Here is a 19,184-nt window from a genome sequence, read left to right as displayed (position 1 = left end):
CCGCCTTGCGGCTTAAGCACCGCTCCGGCAGCTGCGGCACGGCATCTGCGTTGCCAAAATGCTCGATAAGACATCCAGTATTATCTGCGCTTTTGGCTTAGCAGCTGCCGCACCTCGCTCGCCGTATCGGCACTTAGAATTATGCGGTATTGCCTAAACATTATATAATAAGGAAGCGAACACGATGGAATACCTGTATCCCGGTGGGCTGGCCAAAGCCATTACGTTCAGTTATGATGACGGCCAGGTATATGACCGCCGCCTGATCGAAATTTTTAACCAGGCGGGCTTCAAGGGAACCTTCCACCTGAACTCCGGCAACCTGGATAAGGACGGCTATGTGCAAAAGGCCGAGCTGCCTACCCTGTACGCCGAGCACGAAATTGCCTGCCATGGCGTGACCCACCGCCACCCGCGCCAGATGAACCAGACTGAATGGCTGCGGGAAGTGTGGCAGGACCGCCTGACGCTGGAAGAACTGACCGGCGGTATTGTGCAGGGCATGAGCTATGCCTTTGGCGAATACTACCCCGAACAGGTGGAAGCGCTGTGCGCCATGGGCATCCAGTACAGCCGCACGGTGGAAAGCACCGGAAGTTTTGCCCTGCCGCAGGAGCTGCTGCGCTGGAAACCCACCTGCCACCACAATGATAAACTGCTGGAACGCGCAGAAAAGTTTTTGCATGTTCCGGGATATGAAAAAATGCCGCTGTTTTATATCTGGGGCCACAGCTTTGAATTTGAGCGCGAAAACACCTGGCCCCTGATGGAGCAGCTGGCAGAAAAGCTGCACGGCGCACAGGATATCTGGTATGCCACCAATGGCCAGATTGCAGATTACCTGACCGCGCTGCGCAGCACGCGCGAAAGTGCAGACGGCAAGCGGCTGTATAACCCGTCGGCACAGCCCATCTGGTTTGTGGCCGATGGCAAGGTGCGCGTTGCAGAGCCGGGTAAGCTCTGCGAAATTTAAGAAGCTGTTTTATCAGCATTGCGCACCGCCTTTATTTGGTGCCTCCTGCTGATAAAAAACGACTTCTAAGGTGTATCTAAAAACAAAATGACGATTGCTTGTGAAGATTATTCGGGCTTTCGGCTCTGTTGGTACACCCTGAATACTCCCCAAGGAGGCCAATCATGATTTATGATATTTTGCAATATGGTGCCGTGGGTGATGGCACCACAAACGATGGCCCTGCCATCCAGAAAGCCATTGATGCCTGCGCGGCAGCCGGCGGCGGCCGAGTGCTGGTGCCGGGCGGCCATATTTACAAATGCGGTTCCATTTTGCTGCACAGCCATGTGGAGCTGCACCTGGAGCACGGATCCCGCCTGAAAGCCAGCGAAAACAAAGAGGACTTCTTGGAAGTGGAAGCTGCCTACCGCGACCATTACCGCGATACATCGCTCAAAGTGCCCTCTTACGAAAACTGCGAATATGACGGTGAGCCGAAGAATTATTTCATTATGGCTAAGGATGCCGAGGATGTCTGCATCAGCGGCAGCGGCGTAATCGATGGCTCCGAAGAAAACTTTTACGGCGAGATCGATCATAACTTTATTGAGGGAACCTATTACCCGCGCATTCCCATGCTGCTGATGAAAGGTGTGCAGCACCTGACCATCCGTGAAGTCACCCTGACCCGCAGCGCGTTCTGGACCGTGCATATGGTGGGTTGCCAGGATGTGCTGATCGATGGCATCCGCATTTTGAATAACCTGAAAATGGTCAACTGCGATGGCATTGATCCCGACCACTGCCGCAATGTGCGCATCAACAATTGCCATATTGAATCCGCCGATGACTGCATCGTGTTCAAGACCACTGAGAAAAATGCATATCTTGGCCCGTGTGAGAACATTGTGGTTTCCAACTGTACGCTGACCTCCACCAGTGCCGCTATCAAGTTTGGCACCGAGAGCGTTTCGGACTTCCGCAATATTACCGTCACCAACTGCGTTATCTCCCGCACCAACCGCGGCATCTCTTTGATGCTGCGTGATGGCGGCAACATTGAAAACGTGACCTTTGCCAACCTGCACATCAACACCCGCATGTTCTCTGACCAGTGGTGGGGCGAAGCCGAAGCCATCTGTGTGACGGCGGTGGACCGCAAACAGGGCAACAGGGCGGGGCATATCCGCAATGTACATTTTGAAAACATTAACTGCAGCGGCGAAAACGGCATTTTCCTGCACGGAAGCGAGGGCAACAGCCTGGAAGATATCTCGTTCCGCCACATCCGGGTGGACATCCGCAAGCAGACCGCATGGCCCATTGACCATTGGGACCTGCGCCCCAGCGAGGTGCCCGGCATGATTCCCGGAAAAGTGAATGGCTTTACCTGCGTACATGGCAAAAGCATCCGCTGCGAGGACGTCGTTATCCGCAAAGACAGCTCTATGGACCCGTGGTTCGATCAGGATTTCTGCTGGCAGGACACCGAGAATGTGACTGTGGTAAAGTGATGATATACAGCGGCAAAATGCCTGTTTGGCGGCCGTAAGCCGCTGTTAATATTCAAAAGGCAACACCGCACAATTCCCGCCTAGCGGCTTAAGCACCGCTTCGGCGGGAATTGTGCGGTGTTGCCTTACGTCCGTCGGGCGGCCAAGGACGCTATCTCTTACATATGGGGATTGGGCTATTGCATATTTGTACTGCGGTAAGGTTTCTCCACGGCGGGGGCGTTACAAACTTGACAATTTATACCAACCTTTCCCATGCCGCAAAATTGCCCCCAAAATTATCCGCCCAACCCGTGACAGAAAAACTGGAATCCGCTATAATAGGGGTAACCGCAAATCCACATTGCAGGCAACTGCAAGAAAGGAAACCCGATGAACCAAACAACAGCAAACGCCGCAGCCCTTGCGCTGGTTGGCGCACTGACATTGCAGCTGGCCGCCTGCGGCACGGCGCAGCAGTCTGCCCCCGGACAGGCATCCACTCAGCCGGAACCCGTTACCCTGACCATGAGCTGGTGGGGGGACGATGCCCGCACCGAAACCTACCAGCAGGCCATCCAGGCATTTGAGGCAAAACTGCAATATATTACTGTAGAAACCAGCTACGGCACCACCGCTGACGAGGATCAAACCGCCGATGTGATGCAGGTGGACTGGACCTGGCCGGGCCAAAATGCTGACCAGTTTGTTGACCTGAACGAATATAGCGATGTGATCGATCTGGAGCAGTTCAGCCAGAGTGCGCTGGATGCCTGCACAGTGGATGGCGCTTTGCTGGCTGTGCCAATGTCGGTGACAGGCCGCATTTTTTATTGGAACACCTGCACTTTTGAACAGGCAGGGATCGATGCGCCCAAAACCTATGAGGAGCTGCTGACCGCAGGCAACACCTTCCGCGAGGTGCTGGGGGAGGAATATTACCCTCTGGCCATGGATGCAGCTGCCCGCATGAACCTGATGGTCAGTTATCTGGAATCTACCACTGGCAAAGCGTGGGTGGTGGATCGCCAGCTGCAATATTCGGCAGACGAGATCAAAACCGGGCTGGAATTTTTGCAGGCGCTGGAAGAAAACCATGTCATGCCCACCCTTGCCGCCCAGCAGACAAACGGGACGCTGGACCAGACCCCCATGTGGCAGAACGGCCAGTACGCCGGTACCTTTGCCTGGGATGCCGACGCCGAAACCTACCGCAGTGCGTTAAAAAATGCCAGCGGCTTTTTGGTAGGGGATGAGATCGCCTTTGGCGGGCAGGCCAACGGCGGATTTTCTAAAGTATATCTGGCCCTTGCCATCAACAGCAGCTGCCAGCACCCGAAAGAAGCAGCGATTCTGGTCAACTTTTTGCTGAACGAGGATATGGGTGCTTCCATCATGGGCACTGCCTGCGGTTTGCCGGATTCCGTCACTGGCCGTGCGGCTGCCACAGCGGCAGGCCTGGTGAACCCGCTGGTGGTGGAAGCCAACAACCGCATGATGGCTTTTGTGGATTTCCCACTTGACCCCACATTTGAAAGCCCGGCTCTGGCCGCTGTGCCGGACGGCTTGTACGCCGCCGTATTGACTGCCTGCAGCAACGGAGAGCTGACAACAACCCAGGCCGCCGAACAGCTGGCGGAGGGGATAACGGCTATGCTGGATAGAACCGTGGCGGAATAAGCGGCTAAAAGAGCAAGGCAATATCATTCTATCATGCCGCAAGCGTGAAAAGTGGTTGTAGGGGACGATGCTTGCTGCCCCGATAACACTACCAGATAAAAATAAAACTCTCCCTCTGGCCATGCCGGTTTGATCCCGTATATCTGGCCGCCGAGGGAGAATTTTTTCTTTATTTCTTGAAAGTGGGAAAACCGTTTGAAACAAAATAAGAATATGCGCTTGTACGTACTTCTAAAGCGTAAAGTAAACATAATATACAAACGATATATCGACAAAAACACTGCAAAGAAATGACCCGCCAACCGGCCCCTGCACAAAGCACCTTTTGTAAAAGGCTTTGCACGGCCAACTCTGCTATTTTGCTGTCTTCGCATCCTCCCGATCCATCCGTTTCAGCTCCGGCAAAACGGTAATCAGCATTACAATAAAGCACAAACTGCCGCCGATCACGTTGGAAACCGGCTCCGCAGCAAACACGCCGTCGGTGCCTATGCCAAAAGCATAAGGCAGCAGGTAGGTGAGCGGCACCACAATGATGACCTTGCGCAGCAGCGAGAAAAACACCGCGTGGCGGCGCTTGTTCAGCGATTTGAACACTGTCTGGCCCACATATTGCAGCAGCATAAAACCAAAGGTGGAAAAATACAGCTTCATGGCGGGGATGGTATCCGCCTGCAGGGTGGGATCGCTGCTGAAAATGGAGATGAGGAAGTGCGGTGCCAACAGAATGACCGCCCAGATCGTAAGGGTGTATACCAAAGCCATCAGGGCCATGGAGACGGCGGCGCGCAGCACCTTGCGGGGGCGGCGTGCGCCGTAATTGTAGCTGATAATGGGGGAAGAGCCCTCGGTAATGGCATAAATCGGCGTTTCCACCATCTGGCGCACGCTGGAAATGATCGTCATGACCGAGATGTACACATCGCCGCCGGTCACGGACAGCACATTGTTGCAGCAGATCGTCACCACGCTGTTGGTCAGCTGCATGATGAAGCCCGCTGTGCCAAGGCTGACGATATCGCCGATGCAGCGCCTGTTGGCGGGCAGCTGACGCAAGGGCAGCGGCTGCACGCGGTATTCCGACTTGCAGCGCAGGAAATACACCACAAACGCCGCCGAAAGCAGCTGCGAAAGCACCGTGGCAGCCGCCGCGCCGCGGATGCCCATGCCCAACACAAAGATAAACACCGGGTCCAGCACCAGGTTGGCCGCTGCGCCGATCACCACGCTGAGCATACCGGCTGTGGCATAGCCCTGCGCATTGATGAACGGGTTCAGCCCTGTTGTGAGCATGGAAGGGTAGGTGCCCAGCAAGTACAGCATCAGGTACGGCAGCGCATACTGCAATGCTTCCGGCGAAGCACCGAATAAGACCAGAATGGGCCGGGCAAACAGCAGGCCAATGACCATCAATACACCGGCGCAGCACAACAACAGCGTGCAGGCCAGGTTCAAAATCAGCCCGGCACGGGCCTTATCCCCGCTGCCGCGGGCGATGGCGAACAACGGTGCGCCGCCGCTGCCGAACAAATTGCTGAACGCCGTAATAATGACAATAATGGGAAAGCAAAGCCCCACCGCGCCCAGCGCCGCCGTGCCGATATCCGGGATGCGCGCAATATAAATGCGGTCCACAATGTTATACAGCAGGTTCAGCACCTGCGCCACCAACATGGGCAGCGCTGCTTTCAAGATGTTTTGTGCAATGCCGCCGTGTTCAAAGTCGATCTGCCGCATGGGGAATGGTTCATCCTTTCCGTTTCCACAATACCAGTTTCAAGTATAGCATAAACCGCCCGCAGATACAAAAAAGTCCCCGCACAAGGCCGCATAACGTAGCCTGTGCGGGGAATTTTTCTCAGCCGGAAGCTTCGGATGTCTCCGGCTCCACGGCTTCCACTTCTTTGATCATCATCTCGTTGCCCTGCAGCAGGTGGGTATGGGGGCTTTGGCAGTGGGGGCAGGTGCGGCCATGGGGCACGGTGGGGTACTGCTGGCCGCAGTCTTCGCACAGGGTAATGGCGGGGATCTGCTCCACGGTCAGCGCGGCACCGGGCAAAATCTCTGATTTGGCGGCGGCCCATTTCCAGCAGTCCTGCAGGTAGCTTTCCACCACGCCGGAAACCTCGCCTAATTGCAGTGTTACCCGCTGGATGCGGGCAACGTGGTTTTCTTTGGCCACATCCTCCACCGTGCGGATGATGTGGAACACAATGCCAAGTTCGTGCATTTACTTATCCTTTTTCCCAAAGCGGATCTTCACTTCGCGCTTTGCCATGTAAGGCAGAATGGCCTTGAACTTATCTTCCGACCGCACCATGGTGCTGCATTCGGGCAGGTCGCGGTGCAGGTGGATGGCATCGAATTCACACTTGGTGGTGCAAACGCCGCAGCCAATGCACTTGTTGGGGTCCACTACGCTGGCACCGCAGCCCAGGCAGCGGGCTGTTTCGGTTTTTACCTGCGCTTCGGTCAGGGTCAGGTGGGCATCCCGGAAAGAACGGTGCGCGTCGATGGCATCATCCATTCCGGCTGCCTGGCGGGGTGCGCGGTCATAATCGCCAAGGGCCAGATTGGTTTTATCCAGCTCATAAAAATCGCGGCGGTTGCGGCCAATGGTCAGGCTGGTGTTGGGCTGCACAAAACGGTGGATGGAGATGGCGCCCTGCTTGCCTGCGGCAATCGCATCAATAGCAAAGCGCGGGCCGGTGTACACATCGCCGCCCACAAAGATATCCGACTGGGCAGTCTGGTAGGTCATGGCATCGGCCACAGCGCCCTGGCCGCGGCCAAGCTGCACGGCTTCGCCATCCAGCAGGTTGCCCCACTGGATGCACTGGCCAATGCTCAGCACAACATTGTCACACGGCAGGGTAATCGTCACGCTTTCATCATAGGTGGGGGCAAAGCGGCCCTCGGCATCGTACAGGCCGGTGCATCTTTTCAGCACCACGCCGCACACATGGCCGTCCTTTGTCAAAAATTCCTTGGGGCCGTACCCGCAGCGGATGGCAGTGCCCTCTTCCTCCGCCTCGGCGATCTCTTCAGCGGAAGCGGGCATCTTTTCCCGCGGTTCCAGGCAGACCATCGTTACATCGCTGGACCCGCAGCGCAGGGCAACGCGGGCGGCATCAATGGCAACATTGCCGCCGCCGATCACCACGGTTTTGCCGGTCATTTTGTGGCTTTCGTCCCCGCCCACAGTGCGCAGCAGCGCAACGGCGGTCTGGATGCCCGCAGCGTCCTCGCCGGGAACCCCTGCTGTGCGGCCGCCCTGGCAGCCGATGGCGAGATAGAACGCCTTGTACCCCTGGGCGCGCAGCTGGGCAAGGGTAACGTCCTTGCCAACTTCCACACCGCAGCGGATGGTAACACCCAGCTCCCGCAGGATGTCAATTTCCGCATCAATCACATCTTTTTCCAGCTTAAAGCTGGGGATGCCGTACCGCAGCATGCCGCCAGGGTGTTCGTTTTTCTCAAATACAGTCGGGCGGTAGCCCTGCAGCGCAAGGAAGTACGCGCAGGAAAGCCCGGCCGGGCCGCCGCCGATGATTGCAATTTTTTGCGGCCACGGCCCCTGCAAAGAGGGCTGCACCACCGGCGGAACATAGCGGTGGGCGGCGTTCAGGTCCTGCTGGGCCACAAACTTTTTCACGGCATCAATGGCCACTGCCTGGTCCACGGTGCCGCGGGTGCAGGCATCCTCGCACCGGCGGTTGCAGATGCGCCCGCACACGGCGGGGAAGGGGTTCTCCTTTTTGATCAGCGCCAGTGCATCGCGGTAGCGGCCCTGCGCGGCCATTTTCAGGTAGCCCTGCACCGCAATGTGGGCGGGGCAGGCGGTTTTGCAGGGGGCGGTGCCGGTATCATAGCAGTTGATGCGGTTTTTATCGCGGTAGTCCACCGCCCATTTTTCGGGGCCCCACTTTACAGTGTCGGGCAGTTCCTGCTTGGGGTACTGCACCGGGCCGTTTTTGGTGCACAGCTTCTGGCCCAGCTTAACGGCACCGGCGGGGCAGAACTCCACGCAGCGGCCACAGGCAACGCAGTTTTGCGGTTCCACTTTGGCAACGTAAGCCGAGCGGCTCATGTTGGGGGTGTTGAACAGCTGGCTGGTGCGCAGGGCGTTGCAGACGTTGACATTGCAGTTGCAGATGGCAAAAATCTTGTTCTCGCCGTCAATGTTGGTGATCTGGTGCACAAAGCCGTTGTCCTCGGCTTTCTGCAAGATCCGCATCACTTCGTCATAGGTCACATAATGGCCCTTGTTGGTTTCCACCAGATAGTCCGCCATATCGCCCACGCCGATGCACCAGTCATCCGGGTCATCGCCGCAGCCTTCGCCCATGGCGGCGCGGGACATACGGCAGGAACAGGGGCCGGCGGCATACTTGCCCTGGTATTTTTTCAGCCAGTGGGAGATGTGTTCGATATCCAGCGAGTGGTTTTCGGTCTCGATGGCTTTTTCGACCGGGATCACGTGCATGCCAATGCCTGCGCCGCCTGGGGGCACCATGGCGGTAATGTGTTCCAGCGGCAAAAAGGTCATCCGCTCAAAAAAGGCGGTCACTTCGGGGTGGTCGGCAATCTGCTGTTTGTTCATGTTAAAGAACTCGGCGCTGCCGGGCACAAACATGGGCAGAATGTACTGTTTTTCGCGGCGGGGGTTCTCCCAGTTGTATTCCAACAGGCCAACGCAGCTCATCTGATACAGCAGGGGCTCCAGCTCTTTGGCGGGTTTGCCGGTGGCTTTTTCCAGTTCCGGCAGGGTCATTGGCTGGCGCACCTTCATTTTCAGGGCAACATCGGCCATTTCGTCAGTCACAATGCTGGCCAGACCCCAATATTCGGGGTCCTCCACCGTCAGGCGGCGCAGCTTGGCGGGCACACGGTCGGTGATCATCTGCCCCAGCTTCATAATTTTTTCCCGCGGCTTTGTGTCCTTGGGGATCTTGAACGGCAGCTTGCTTTCGTCCAGTGGGAAAGCGGTCGGTTCGCTCATGGCTTGCTCCTTTTATTGCTCTGTGCATGTTCTGCTTCGTTTGCATTGCTTTGCAGACGGTCCGGGTTTGCTGTGCCCTTATGCCTGCCACGCTTTCACCTGCTCCCGCAGCCAATCGGTCCATTCGGCAATGCCCTCGCCGGTTTTGGCGCAGATGGGGATGACCTTTGCGTTGGGGTTGCGCATGGCGATATATTCCCGGCATTTGTCCATATCGAAATCAAAATACGGCAAAACGTCAATTTTGTTGATAAGAACCACGTCGCACACCTGAAACATCAGGGGGTACTTCAATGGCTTATCGTCCCCTTCGGGCACGGATAGGATCATCGCGTTTTTCACCGCACCGGTGTCAAACTCTGCCGGGCAGACCAAGTTGCCCACGTTTTCCAGCACCACAAGGTCCACATCCTGGGGGCCAAGGCCCTCCAGCCCCTGGCGAGTCATCTCGGCATCTAGGTGGCACATGCCGCCGGTGTGCAGCTGGATGGCTTTTGCCCCGGCAGCGGCAATGGCTTTGGCGTCCACATCGGAATCAATGTCCGCTTCCATCACACCGATGCGCAGCTCATCTTTCAGCGCGGCAATGGTGCTGCGCAGGGTGGTGGTTTTGCCGCTGCCCGGTGCGCTCATCAAATTCAGCAGAAAGATCTTTTTCTCTTTCAGGCTCTGCCGCAGCTGGGCGGCCTGTTCATCATTGGAAGCAAAAATGCTCTGTTTTACTTCCAGAATTTTCACGTTGTCCATGGGGGTGCTCCTTACATGTGTTTATCGCGGTATACTCTTGTTAACAGTTTAACATCCGGGTGGCGAAAGCGCAATGTTAAACGAAGATTTTGGTATTCCCGCCAAATTGGGCAAAAAGAAGCAGGCAGAATGACGGAACGCCGCCACACTGCCTGCAGGGAAAGATAAGGGCAATACCGCATAATTCTAAGTGCCGATACGGCGAGCGAGGTGCGGCAGCTGCTAAGCCAAAAGCGCAGATAATACTGGATGCTGCAAAGGTGAGCGCCGCCAGTGGCGGAAACAGCGAACCGAAGCAGGGGCAGCGGTCGCAGAGTGCGAGGGGCTTTTGCCCCCGAAGCACGATGCGGGTACCGCAACCCGACATTATCGAGCATTTTGGCAACGCAGATGCCGTGCCGCAGCCGTCGGAGCGGTGCTTAAGCCGTAAGGCGGGAATTGTGCGGTGTTGCCTAAGGTTTTATAAAAAGCGGGGGGATCAATTCCATGCAAAAGTTGCCATGCCGTAAATATAAATGAACGCAATGGCGGCGGGCACCACAAAGCGGAAGATCGGCTTCATCCAGGGCTGCACTTTTAAGCCTTTGCCGGTGTTGGCCTCCTGAACAAAAGCGTCCCACCCCCAACCGAAAGAGTTGCAGCAGAACAGCGCCAATACCAGTGAACCCAGCGGCAAAATGTTATTGGAAACAATGAAATCCCACAGATCCAGCCAGGCCGTGCCCGCGGCAAACGGCTGGAAATGCAGTACACTGTAGCCCAGCGCGGTGGTCAGCGCCAACAGAAAGATGCCCACGCCACACAGCAAAGCGCCCTTGGGGCGGCTTAACCCGGTCAGCTCCCGCACCATGGCAAGGATGTTTTCGCACACGCCCAACACGGTGGAAAGTGCGGCAAACACCATGAACAAAAAGAATAGCGTGCCCCACCAGCGGCCCCCGGTCATGTTGTTGAACACGGTAGCCATGGTATCAAACAGCAGGCTGGGCCCGGCGTTCACTTCCAGCCCATAGGTAAAGCAGGCGGGGAACATGATGATGCCGGCCAGCACCGCAACCAAAGTATCCAGCACAATAATGTGGACGGATTCCCCCATCAGGGAGTGTTCTTTTTCAATGTAGCTGCCAAAAATCGCCATGCCGCCCATGCCAACGGAAAGGGTAAAGAACGCCTGGTTCATGGCGCCCACCACAACGCTGCCATCGATCTTTCCAAAATCCGGCACCAGGTAAAATTTCAAGCCTTCTGCCGCGCCCGGCAGGGGCAGGCTGTGCACCGCCAGCACCAGCATCAGCACCAACAGGGCCAGCATCATATATTTGGTAATGCGCTCCAGCCCGCCCTGCAGGTTAAAGCTTAAAATGGCAAATGCTACCACAACAGTCACCAGCAAAAACACCACATTCACCGTGGGGTTCGTAATCATCTGGGTAAATCCGAAATCTGCGTTTTGGCCGGTAAGGAACTTGATGAAATAATAGATGATCCACCCGGTCACCACGGTGTAAAATGCCATCAGGGCAATGTTGCCAATCAGGCTGGCAATGCCGAAAATGCCCCACTTGCAGCCGGGCTTTTCCAACTTCTGGTACATGCGGATAGGGCTGGCCTGCGCTGCACGCCCAACGGAAAATTCCATCGTCATGGCGGGCAGACCCAGCACGACCAGACAAATAATGTACAGCAGCATAAAACTGCCGCCGCCGTTCTGGCCGCACATCCAGGGAAATTTCCACACATTGCCGCAGCCAATGGCGCAGCCGGCTGACAGCATGATGAAGCCAAGCCGGCTTCCGAGCCGTTCACGATTCTTCATAAACTTAAATTGTTTTCTCCCATTTTTATTTGTGCTGCCGCGTGGGAAAAGGCAGCGGCCCGCACGGCAGCATAGATAACCACTACCATATTAAATCCATATTAGCTTACCACACTGTCATGCCAACTGCAAGCGATTTAAAGTTGTAAACCGACAAAATACAAAAACGCGCCCCGCGGCCATCCGTTCTTTGCCCAAAGCCGACGCCGCGCAGGAGCCCATTGTTGCCATGACGGCCAACGCCTTTGCCAAGGATGTGCAGCCGGCCAAAACCGCCGGTATGAACGAGCATGCCGCCAAGCCGCTGGATATGAAACGCTTGTGTGAGATTTTGCACCGGCGGCTGTAAGGACGCCTAGGAAGGCCGAAAAAATTCGGCAGAACATACAAACAGCACCTTGCGCTTTTGGATGCAATGTGCTACAATGAGTCAGAAACTGAATATAAAACAGCAGGTGCCTTTCATTGTTTGCCGGGCGGCTGAGCCTTCCGGCGCTCTGGAAAGGGTAAAAGGGAAGCGGGTGCAAATCCCGCACGATCTCGTCACTGTGATAAGGGAGCCTGCCGCCAGGGTGCATTTGCACCGGTCACTGAGCATTGCTTGGGAAGGCGGCGGCAGGCGTTGAGCTTTCAGCCAGGAAACCTGCCCGCTGTTGGTACGGGAGCATTGCTCCAGATCACGAGGAATTGGTTGTACCTGAAAAGCTCATGGAAAATCCGGGGGTCTTTTTGCGTTGCCGTTCTGCACACAGAAAGACCCTCGTTTTTTTGTGGCAGTTTTGTCTGCAAAGCTGCTGCGCTTGGGTTTTGTTTCCTGTACCTGTTTTTCAGCAAATAGATTTGCCATAGGAGAAAGGAAGCAAAACACATGAAACACAACAACCTGAAAAAGCCCGCTGCCGTGCTGACCGCACTGGCTCTGGCCGCCGCCCTGCTGGCTGGCTGTGGTGCGGCATCTGACAGCATGGCTGCCAGCAGTGCCCCCGCCGAAAGCGAGGCTGTAAGCACCGAAACACCCGCTGAAAGCGCAGACGAGGGAGATGCAGACGAAGTGGCCGCAAAGAAATGTGCAGACTTGATCGATGCCATCTATGTGCAGGAGCGCACCGATGACACCGACGCCCAGTGCGAAGCTGCCAAGCAGGCATGGGACACCCTGACCGATACCCAGAAAGAGCTGGTGGAAGGCGAGAACGCTGACCCCGACTACTTTGGCCGCAATACCGGCGATGCCAACCTGGACGATTCCCGCAATGGGGATGAGATCGGCGAAAACGAACTGCTGGTCGTCAGCTTTGGCACCTCCTTCAACAGCAGCCGCGTGGCAGATATCAAGGGCATCGAGGATGCCCTGCAGGCCGCTTACCCGGATTGGTCCGTCCGCCGCGCTTTCACCGCACAGATCATCATCAACCATGTGCAGGCCCGCGATGGCGAGAAAATCGATAACATGAAGCAGGCTCTGGACCGCGCGGTTGCCAACGGCGTTAAGAACCTGGTTGTTCAGCCTACTCACCTGATGCACGGCGCTGAGTACGACGAAATGTGCGAAGCTGTGAACGAGTACGCGGATAAGTTCGAAAGCGTTGCCATTGCTGAGCCCCTGCTGGGCGAAGTTGGCGCTGACGCTACCGAAATCAACGCTGATAAGGAAGCTGTTGCCACTGCCATCACCACCGAGGCTGTTGCCGCCGCTGGTTATGATGACGCCGCCGCTGCTGCCGCCGATGGCACTGCTTTTGTGTTCATGGGCCACGGCACTTCCCACACCGCAAAGATCAGCTACAGCCAGATGCAGATGACCATGCAGACCCTGGGCTATGACAATGTGTTCATTGGCACTGTTGAGGGCGAGCCGGAAGACACCGCCTGCGAGGCTGTGATCGAAAAGATCAAGGAAGCCGGTTACACCAAGGTTGTCCTGCGCCCCCTGATGGTGGTTGCCGGTGACCATGCCAACAACGATATGGCTGGCGATGACGCAGATTCCTGGCTGAGCCAGTTCAAGGCCGCCGGCTGCTTTGACAGCGTGGATACCCAGATTGCCGGTCTGGGCGAAATTGCTGATGTGCAGCAGATCTACATTGACCATACCAAGGCCGCTATTGATTCCCTGAATGGCTGATTTATGATGCATACTGCCCGGAAGGATCAACGTCTTTTCGGGCAGCTTTTGTTTTGTGCGGACCGGGGGAAACGCTGTGCGCCAAAATGAGGCTGCGCTGCGGCTGTGCCGCGTCCCCACGCTTTTCTTTGAATCTTTAGCCTCTCTCGCCAAACCATGCAGTGCCCCCGCCAACCTAAGGCAACACCGCACAATTCCCGCCTTACGGCTTAAGCACCGCTCCGGCGGCTGCGGCACGGCATCTGCCGCACCTCGCTCGCCGTATCGGCACTTAGAATTATGCGGTATTGCCTTTATTCTATCATTTCAATTTTTTACAATGCGAGGTAACACCCAATGAAACAAAATCGTGTAATTTCCGGCGCTGTGGCCGCCCTGGTGCTGGCCGCTCTGCTGGCTGGCTGCGGCTCCACCGCAACCGGCGCTTCTTCCGCTGACTCCACCCCTGCTGCCACCGAGGCTGTCGGCAGTGAAGCCACCGCCCCCACCGCAGAACCCCAGACCGAAGCTGCTCTGCCGGACGGCGTGTATATCGCCGAATTTGAAACCGACAGCAGTATGGTGCACGCCAACGAAGCCTGCGATGGCAAGGGCACCCTGACTGTCGCCGATGGCAAAATGACCTTCCATGTCAGTCTGGCATCGAAAAAAATCGTCAACCTGTACCTGGGCACTGCCGAGGACGCCCCCAGCCACGAGAGCGACTGGCTGCAGCCCACCACCGATACTGTGACCTATTCCGACGGCACCAGCGATGAAGTGTACGGCTATGATATTCCGCTGGACGCTGTGGATACCGACTTCCAGCTGGCCATTTTGGGCACCAAGGGCACCTGGTACGACCATACCGTCAGCGTGCGCAATGCCGAGCCTAAGACCGAAGATGCCGCTGCCGAAACCGCCGCTGTGCCTGCTGATGGCAGCTACACCTGCGCTGTCACACTGGAGGGCGGCTCCGGCCGCGCCACGGTGGAAAGCCCTGCCGCCCTGACGGTTGCCGATGGAACCATGACCGCCGTGATTGTGTGGAGCAGCCCCAACTATGACTATATGCTGATTGATGGAGAAAAGTACCTGCCCACCAACACCGAAGGCAACTCCACCTTTGAAATCCCCGTTGCTGCGCTGGATACCGCCCTTGCCGTTACCGCCGATACCGTTGCCATGAGCACCCCGCACGAGATCGATTATACCCTGACCTTTGACAGCGCCACGCTGACCCCCGCAGAATAATGCAGACGAAACGTTTTGGGCTTTGTGCCGCACTTTCTGCCGCAGCGCTTTTGTTGTTGGCCGGCTGCGCGGGCAGCGGCAGCACGGCTGCCCCCACCCTTACCGTGGAAAGCAGCTACCCGCTGCAATACGCCAAACAGTTTACCGTGGATGAATGCACCGGCGGGTACGAGCTGATCACCATTGCGGACAGCCAATATCTGGTGGTGCCGCAGGGCGCTGCCGTTCCGGAGGATCTGCCCCAGGGCACCACCGTGCTGCAACAGCCCATTGAGAATATCTATCTGGTTTCCACCTCCGCTATGGACCCCATCATCAGCCTGGGCGCGCTGGACAGCATTGCACTTTCCGGCACCAAGGCGGATGGCTGGTACCTGCCCGAAGCCAAAGCCGCCATGCAGGCGGGGCAGATTGCCTATGCGGGCAAGTACAGCGCCCCGGACTATGAAACCATTCTGGCTTCCGGCTGTGGACTTGCCATTGAAAACACGATGATCTACCATACGCCGGAGGTCAAAGAGCAGCTGGAAAAGTTCGGCATCCCCGTTTTGGTGGAGCGTTCCAGCTATGAAACCGACCCTCTGGCCCGCATGGAATGGGTCAAGCTGTACGGCATTCTGCTGGGCAAACAGCAGGAGGCGGAACAGCTGTTTGACACCCAGGTACAGCGCGTTGCCCCGCTGGAAAACCAGCAGCCCACCGGCAAAACGGTGGCGTTTTTCTCCATCACTTCCAACAACCTTGTCACGGTGCGCAAAGGCAGCGACTATGTGGCCCGCATGATCGAGATGGCGGGCGGCAGCTATGTGTTTGCTGATTTAACGGACAACGGCAACAATCTGGCCACCATCAATCTTTCGCTGGAAGATTTTTACGCCGGTGCCAAGGACGCCGATGTGCTGCTCTACAACAGCACCATTGAGGGCAGCATTGCCAGCACCGAACAGCTGGTGGAAAAATGCCCGCTGCTGGCGCAGTTCAAGGCCGTGCAGAACGGCAATGTGTGGTGTACCGCGCAGAGCCTGTTCCAGCAAAGCATGGAGCTTCCGGATTTGATTCTGGATATGAACCGCGTGTTTACCGAGGGCACCCCCGCGGACAGTGAACTGACATTTTTAACGCATGTAGAATAATTTTATTACAGAAAGGCAGCGCCATGCACACCAAGCGCCTGACAATTACATATGTAGCCCTTGCGGCGGCGCTGCTGGGGCTGTTTGCGCTCAACCTGTTCTGGGGCAGTGTGGCAATTTCGCCGCGCGGCGTGGTGCAGGCGCTGCTGGGCCGCGAGCAGGATGAACTGGCCGCCAATATCCTATTGCAGCTGCGCCTGCCGCGTGCCGTTATGGTGGTGCTGCTGGGGGCGGCGCTCTCGGTAGCGGGCTACCTGCTGCAAACCTTTTTTGCCAACCCCATTGCGGGGCCGTTTGTCATGGGCATTTCCAGTGGGGCCAAGCTGGTGGTTGCGCTGACGATGGTGGTATTTTTGAACCACGGCCTGCTGACCAACTCGCTCACCCTGATTCTGGCCGCCTTTGCTGGATCCATGGCTGCCATGGCCTTTGTGCTCAGCGTGGCGCGCCGGGTACACCGCATGAGCATTCTGGTCATCTGCGGCGTGATGATCGGCTATATCTGCTCCGCTGTCACCGATATTGTAGTGGCCTTTGCACAGGATTCCAACATCGTCAACCTGCACAACTGGTCCATGGGCAGCTTTTCCGGCATGACCTGGGGCAATGTGGCCGCCGCTGCGCTGGTGGTGCTGCCCTGTTTGGCCGCGGCCTTTTTGCTGGCCAAGCCGATGGCCGCCTACCAGATGGGGGAGCAGTATGCCCAAAGCGTGGGTGTGGCTGTGCGGCCGTTCTGCGTGGCGCTGGTGCTGCTTTCCAGTTTACTGGCCGCCTGTGTCACGGCGTTTGCGGGGCCCATTTCCTTTGTGGGTATTGCGGTGCCGCACTTGGTCAAGCAGGCGTTGGGAAGCGCCAAGCCGCTGCATGTGCTGCCGGGCTGTGCGCTGGGTGGGGCGGCGTTCTGCCTGCTGTGTGATCTGATCGCCCGCAGCCTGTTTGCCCCCACCGAGCTTTCCATCAGCTCCGTCACAGCGGTATTTGGTGCGCCGGTAGTCATCTGGCTGTTGGTGCGCCGCCAAAGCGGGGAGGGCCGGGCATGAGCGAAGCATTTTACTGCCAAACGCAGGATCTTGCCATCGGGTACGGCAAAACGCCGCTATTACAAAACATTGGCATTGGCGTGCAGCGCGGGCAGATCTTAGCGTTGATCGGCCCCAACGGCGCGGGCAAATCCACCCTGCTCAAAACGCTGGCCGGGCAGCTGGCGGCGCAAAGCGGCGCTGTGCTGCTGCAGGGCCAAAACCAGACAACCTACACCCCCAATGCCCGCGCGCGCAAAATGGCCCTGATGCTGCCCCACACCCGCCACACCGAGCTGACCACCTGTTTTGATGTGGCCGCTGCCGGGCGCTACCCCTACACCGGACGGCTGGGCATCCTGTCCGAGCAGGACAAACAGCAGGTGCGGGATGCCCTGCATCTGGTACAGGCGGATGAGCTGGCCGACCGGGACTTTACCAAAATCAGTGATGGCCAGCGCCAGCGCGTTCTGCTGGCCCGCGCCGTCTGCCAGCAGCCGGAAATTATCCTGCTGGACGAACCAACGTCATTTTTGGATATCAAAGGCAAAATTGAGCTGCTGACCATCCTGCACCAGCTGGCACAGGAAAAACAGGTGGCCGTCATTGTCAGCCTGCACGAGCTGGAGCTGGCGCAAAAAATTGCGGATACCGTGGTGTGCGTATCGCCGCAGGGCGTTTCCGGCGTGATGACACCGAAAGACGCGTTTGCCGCAGAGAACATCCGCACGCTGTACCGCCTGACCAAAGAGCAGTACGAAGCGTTGTACGGCCCCCAGCCGGAGTGTGAACCCGAACGGAGACCCGCCAAACAGGAGCCGCCCAGGTTTGAACATTACATCCGCAGCGGGCAAAAGCTGCTGCGCTGCGGCTACACCACCGGCACCTGCGCCGCCCTTGGCGCTGCCGGGGCCGCCCGCCTGCTGCTGACCGGTAAAGCGCCGGAATCCGTCGGCCTGCGCACCCCAAAAGGCATTGTGGTGGAAGTTGCGCCCATCTACTGCCGCAAAACAGCCGCCGGCGCCCAGTGCGCCATCCGCAAGGACGGCGGGGACGATGTGGACGTTACCACCGGCCTGCCGGTCATAGCCGACATCACCCTGCTGCCGGATGCCCCCGGCCAGGTCACGATTGACGGCGGCCCCGGTGTGGGCCGTGTGACGAAGCCCGGCCTGGACCAGCCGGTGGGGCAGGCGGCCATCAACCATGTACCGCGCCGGATGATCACCGATGCCCTGCACGCGGAGGCCGAAGCAGCCGGGTATGACGGCGGCTTTGACGTAATGATCTCGATCGAGGGGGGCGAGGAAGCCGCCAAACGCACCTTTAACCCCCACATCGGGGTGGAAGGCGGGCTTTCCGTCCTGGGCACCAGCGGCATTGTGGAGCCCATGAGCCAGCAGGCCATCCTGGATACCGTGCAGCTGGAGATCCACCAGGCCGCCCTGCGGGAGCAAAGCCCCAAGCGGCTGATCCTGGCCCCCGGCAACTATGGGCTGGACTACCTGGCCCAAAACCTGCCGGAATACAGCAGCATCCCGGTGGTCAAGTGCTCCAACTTTATGGGGGATGCGCTGGATATGGCCGCTGCGGAGCAGTTTGCAGAGGTATTGCTGGTGGGGCACATCGGCAAGCTGGTCAAGCTGGCGGGTGGCATTATGAACACCCATTCCCGCATGGCGGATTGCCGCACCGAACTGTTCTGTGCCCATGCGGCGCTCTGCGGGGCCAGCCAGGCCACCTGCCGTGCCCTGATGGACGCCGCCACAACGGACGCCTGCCTGGACATTCTGGATGACGAAAACCTGCGGGAGCCGGTGCTCGAAAGCCTATTGCAGGCCATCCAGCTGCATCTGGACCGCCGCGTGGCGGGGGCGTTCCGGGTGGGGGCTGTACTGTTTTCCAACCAGGCCGGGCCGCTGGGCCAGACTGAGACCGCCGCCCAGCTGCTGCAAAGCTGGCAGAAAAAGGAGCAATGAGG

14 protein-coding genes and 1 riboswitch are annotated in these 19,184 nt (G+C 57.6%); of the genes, 9 read left to right on the top strand and 5 right to left on the bottom strand.

Annotation, left to right across the window (positions count from 1 at the left end):
- Nucleotides 1-184: 184 nt before the first annotated feature.
- The 3 genes from PG062_RS08710 to PG062_RS08700 all read left to right on the top strand — a co-directional run bounded on the left by PG062_RS08710 (nucleotide 185) and on the right by PG062_RS08700 (nucleotide 4,128).
- On the top strand, nucleotides 185-973 hold the full coding sequence (locus PG062_RS08710) for a polysaccharide deacetylase family protein (protein WP_114000424.1): 789 nt from the start codon (nucleotides 185-187) through the stop codon (nucleotides 971-973).
- Nucleotides 974-1,137: 164 nt separating this feature from the next.
- Nucleotides 1,138-2,469 (top strand): glycoside hydrolase family 28 protein, encoded by a 1,332-nt coding sequence (locus tag PG062_RS08705; RefSeq protein ID WP_270751982.1) that lies wholly within the window; start codon nucleotides 1,138-1,140, stop codon nucleotides 2,467-2,469.
- Nucleotides 2,470-2,841: 372 nt separating this feature from the next.
- Complete coding sequence (locus PG062_RS08700; protein ID WP_270751981.1) at nucleotides 2,842-4,128, top strand: ABC transporter substrate-binding protein; 1,287 nt, start codon at nucleotides 2,842-2,844, stop codon at nucleotides 4,126-4,128.
- A gap of 354 nt (nucleotides 4,129-4,482) precedes the next feature.
- On the opposite strand, the gene PG062_RS08695 is transcribed toward PG062_RS08700, so the two are convergent.
- The 5 genes from PG062_RS08695 to PG062_RS08675 form a co-directional block, all read right to left on the bottom strand.
- Nucleotides 4,483-5,865, bottom strand: coding sequence for an MATE family efflux transporter (locus tag PG062_RS08695; RefSeq protein ID WP_270751980.1), 1,383 nt, complete (start codon nucleotides 5,863-5,865; stop codon nucleotides 4,483-4,485).
- A gap of 121 nt (nucleotides 5,866-5,986) precedes the next feature.
- Complete coding sequence (locus tag PG062_RS08690) at nucleotides 5,987-6,358, bottom strand: hydrogenase maturation nickel metallochaperone HypA (protein ID WP_114000427.1); 372 nt, start codon at nucleotides 6,356-6,358, stop codon at nucleotides 5,987-5,989.
- Complete coding sequence (locus tag PG062_RS08685; protein WP_333559400.1) at nucleotides 6,359-9,130, bottom strand: FAD-dependent oxidoreductase; 2,772 nt, start codon at nucleotides 9,128-9,130, stop codon at nucleotides 6,359-6,361. It lies immediately after the preceding gene.
- A 78-nt stretch (nucleotides 9,131-9,208) separates the two neighbouring features.
- Nucleotides 9,209-9,877 (bottom strand): hydrogenase nickel incorporation protein HypB, encoded by a 669-nt coding sequence (gene hypB, locus PG062_RS08680; protein ID WP_270751979.1) that lies wholly within the window; start codon nucleotides 9,875-9,877, stop codon nucleotides 9,209-9,211.
- 478 nt (nucleotides 9,878-10,355) lie between these two features.
- Nucleotides 10,356-11,693, bottom strand: a complete 1,338-nt coding sequence (locus tag PG062_RS08675; protein ID WP_270751978.1) for a sodium-dependent transporter — start codon at nucleotides 11,691-11,693, stop codon at nucleotides 10,356-10,358.
- 190 nt (nucleotides 11,694-11,883) lie between these two features.
- Here PG062_RS08675 and PG062_RS08670 point away from each other — a divergent pair, with 190 nt between their 5' ends.
- From PG062_RS08670 to cbiD, 6 genes are all read left to right on the top strand, one after another.
- Nucleotides 11,884-12,042, top strand: coding sequence for a response regulator (locus PG062_RS08670; protein WP_270751977.1), 159 nt, complete (start codon nucleotides 11,884-11,886; stop codon nucleotides 12,040-12,042).
- Nucleotides 12,043-12,142: 100 nt separating this feature from the next.
- Nucleotides 12,143-12,347: riboswitch (cobalamin riboswitch) on the top strand.
- A gap of 214 nt (nucleotides 12,348-12,561) precedes the next feature.
- Entirely contained in the window at nucleotides 12,562-13,818 is a 1,257-nt protein-coding gene (locus PG062_RS08665) for a sirohydrochlorin cobaltochelatase (protein WP_270751976.1), read from the top strand.
- 336 nt (nucleotides 13,819-14,154) lie between these two features.
- Entirely contained in the window at nucleotides 14,155-15,051 is an 897-nt protein-coding gene (locus PG062_RS08660; RefSeq protein WP_270751975.1) for an iron transporter, read from the top strand.
- Nucleotides 15,051-16,184: an ABC transporter substrate-binding protein gene (locus PG062_RS08655; RefSeq protein WP_270751974.1), complete on the top strand. Its 1,134-nt coding sequence runs from the start codon at nucleotides 15,051-15,053 to the stop codon at nucleotides 16,182-16,184. Before PG062_RS08660 ends, PG062_RS08655 begins: the two co-directional genes overlap by 1 nt.
- Before the next feature lie 23 nt (nucleotides 16,185-16,207).
- Complete coding sequence (locus tag PG062_RS08650) at nucleotides 16,208-17,224, top strand: FecCD family ABC transporter permease (RefSeq protein WP_270751973.1); 1,017 nt, start codon at nucleotides 16,208-16,210, stop codon at nucleotides 17,222-17,224.
- Nucleotides 17,221-19,182 carry a cobalt-precorrin-5B (C(1))-methyltransferase CbiD gene (gene cbiD, locus PG062_RS08645; RefSeq protein WP_270751972.1) on the top strand — a complete coding sequence of 654 codons (1,962 nt, stop codon included), beginning with the start codon at nucleotides 17,221-17,223 and terminating at the stop codon, nucleotides 19,180-19,182. Before PG062_RS08650 ends, cbiD begins: the two co-directional genes overlap by 4 nt.
- Nucleotides 19,183-19,184: the final 2 nt, after the last annotated feature.

Origin of the sequence: Gemmiger qucibialis (assembly GCF_027689445.1) — a bacterium.
GTDB lineage: Bacteria > Bacillota > Clostridia > Oscillospirales > Ruminococcaceae > Gemmiger > Gemmiger qucibialis.
This window is presented reverse-complemented; position numbering and strand designations above follow the sequence as displayed.

Coding starts and splice junctions, on each gene's coding strand:
- PG062_RS08710 (WP_114000424.1), top strand. CDS start 185: ATGGAATACCTGTATCCCGGTGGGCTGGCCAAAGCCATTACGTTCAGT.
- PG062_RS08705 (WP_270751982.1), top strand. CDS start 1,138: ATGATTTATGATATTTTGCAATATGGTGCCGTGGGTGATGGCACCACA.
- PG062_RS08700 (WP_270751981.1), top strand. CDS start 2,842: ATGAACCAAACAACAGCAAACGCCGCAGCCCTTGCGCTGGTTGGCGCA.
- PG062_RS08695 (WP_270751980.1), bottom strand. CDS start 5,865: ATGCGGCAGATCGACTTTGAACACGGCGGCATTGCACAAAACATCTTG.
- PG062_RS08690 (WP_114000427.1), bottom strand. CDS start 6,358: ATGCACGAACTTGGCATTGTGTTCCACATCATCCGCACGGTGGAGGAT.
- PG062_RS08685 (WP_333559400.1), bottom strand. CDS start 9,130: ATGAGCGAACCGACCGCTTTCCCACTGGACGAAAGCAAGCTGCCGTTC.
- hypB (WP_270751979.1), bottom strand. CDS start 9,877: ATGGACAACGTGAAAATTCTGGAAGTAAAACAGAGCATTTTTGCTTCC.
- PG062_RS08675 (WP_270751978.1), bottom strand. CDS start 11,693: ATGAAGAATCGTGAACGGCTCGGAAGCCGGCTTGGCTTCATCATGCTG.
- PG062_RS08665 (WP_270751976.1), top strand. CDS start 12,562: ATGAAACACAACAACCTGAAAAAGCCCGCTGCCGTGCTGACCGCACTG.
- PG062_RS08660 (WP_270751975.1), top strand. CDS start 14,155: ATGAAACAAAATCGTGTAATTTCCGGCGCTGTGGCCGCCCTGGTGCTG.
- PG062_RS08655 (WP_270751974.1), top strand. CDS start 15,051: ATGCAGACGAAACGTTTTGGGCTTTGTGCCGCACTTTCTGCCGCAGCG.
- PG062_RS08650 (WP_270751973.1), top strand. CDS start 16,208: ATGCACACCAAGCGCCTGACAATTACATATGTAGCCCTTGCGGCGGCG.
- cbiD (WP_270751972.1), top strand. CDS start 17,221: ATGAGCGAAGCATTTTACTGCCAAACGCAGGATCTTGCCATCGGGTAC.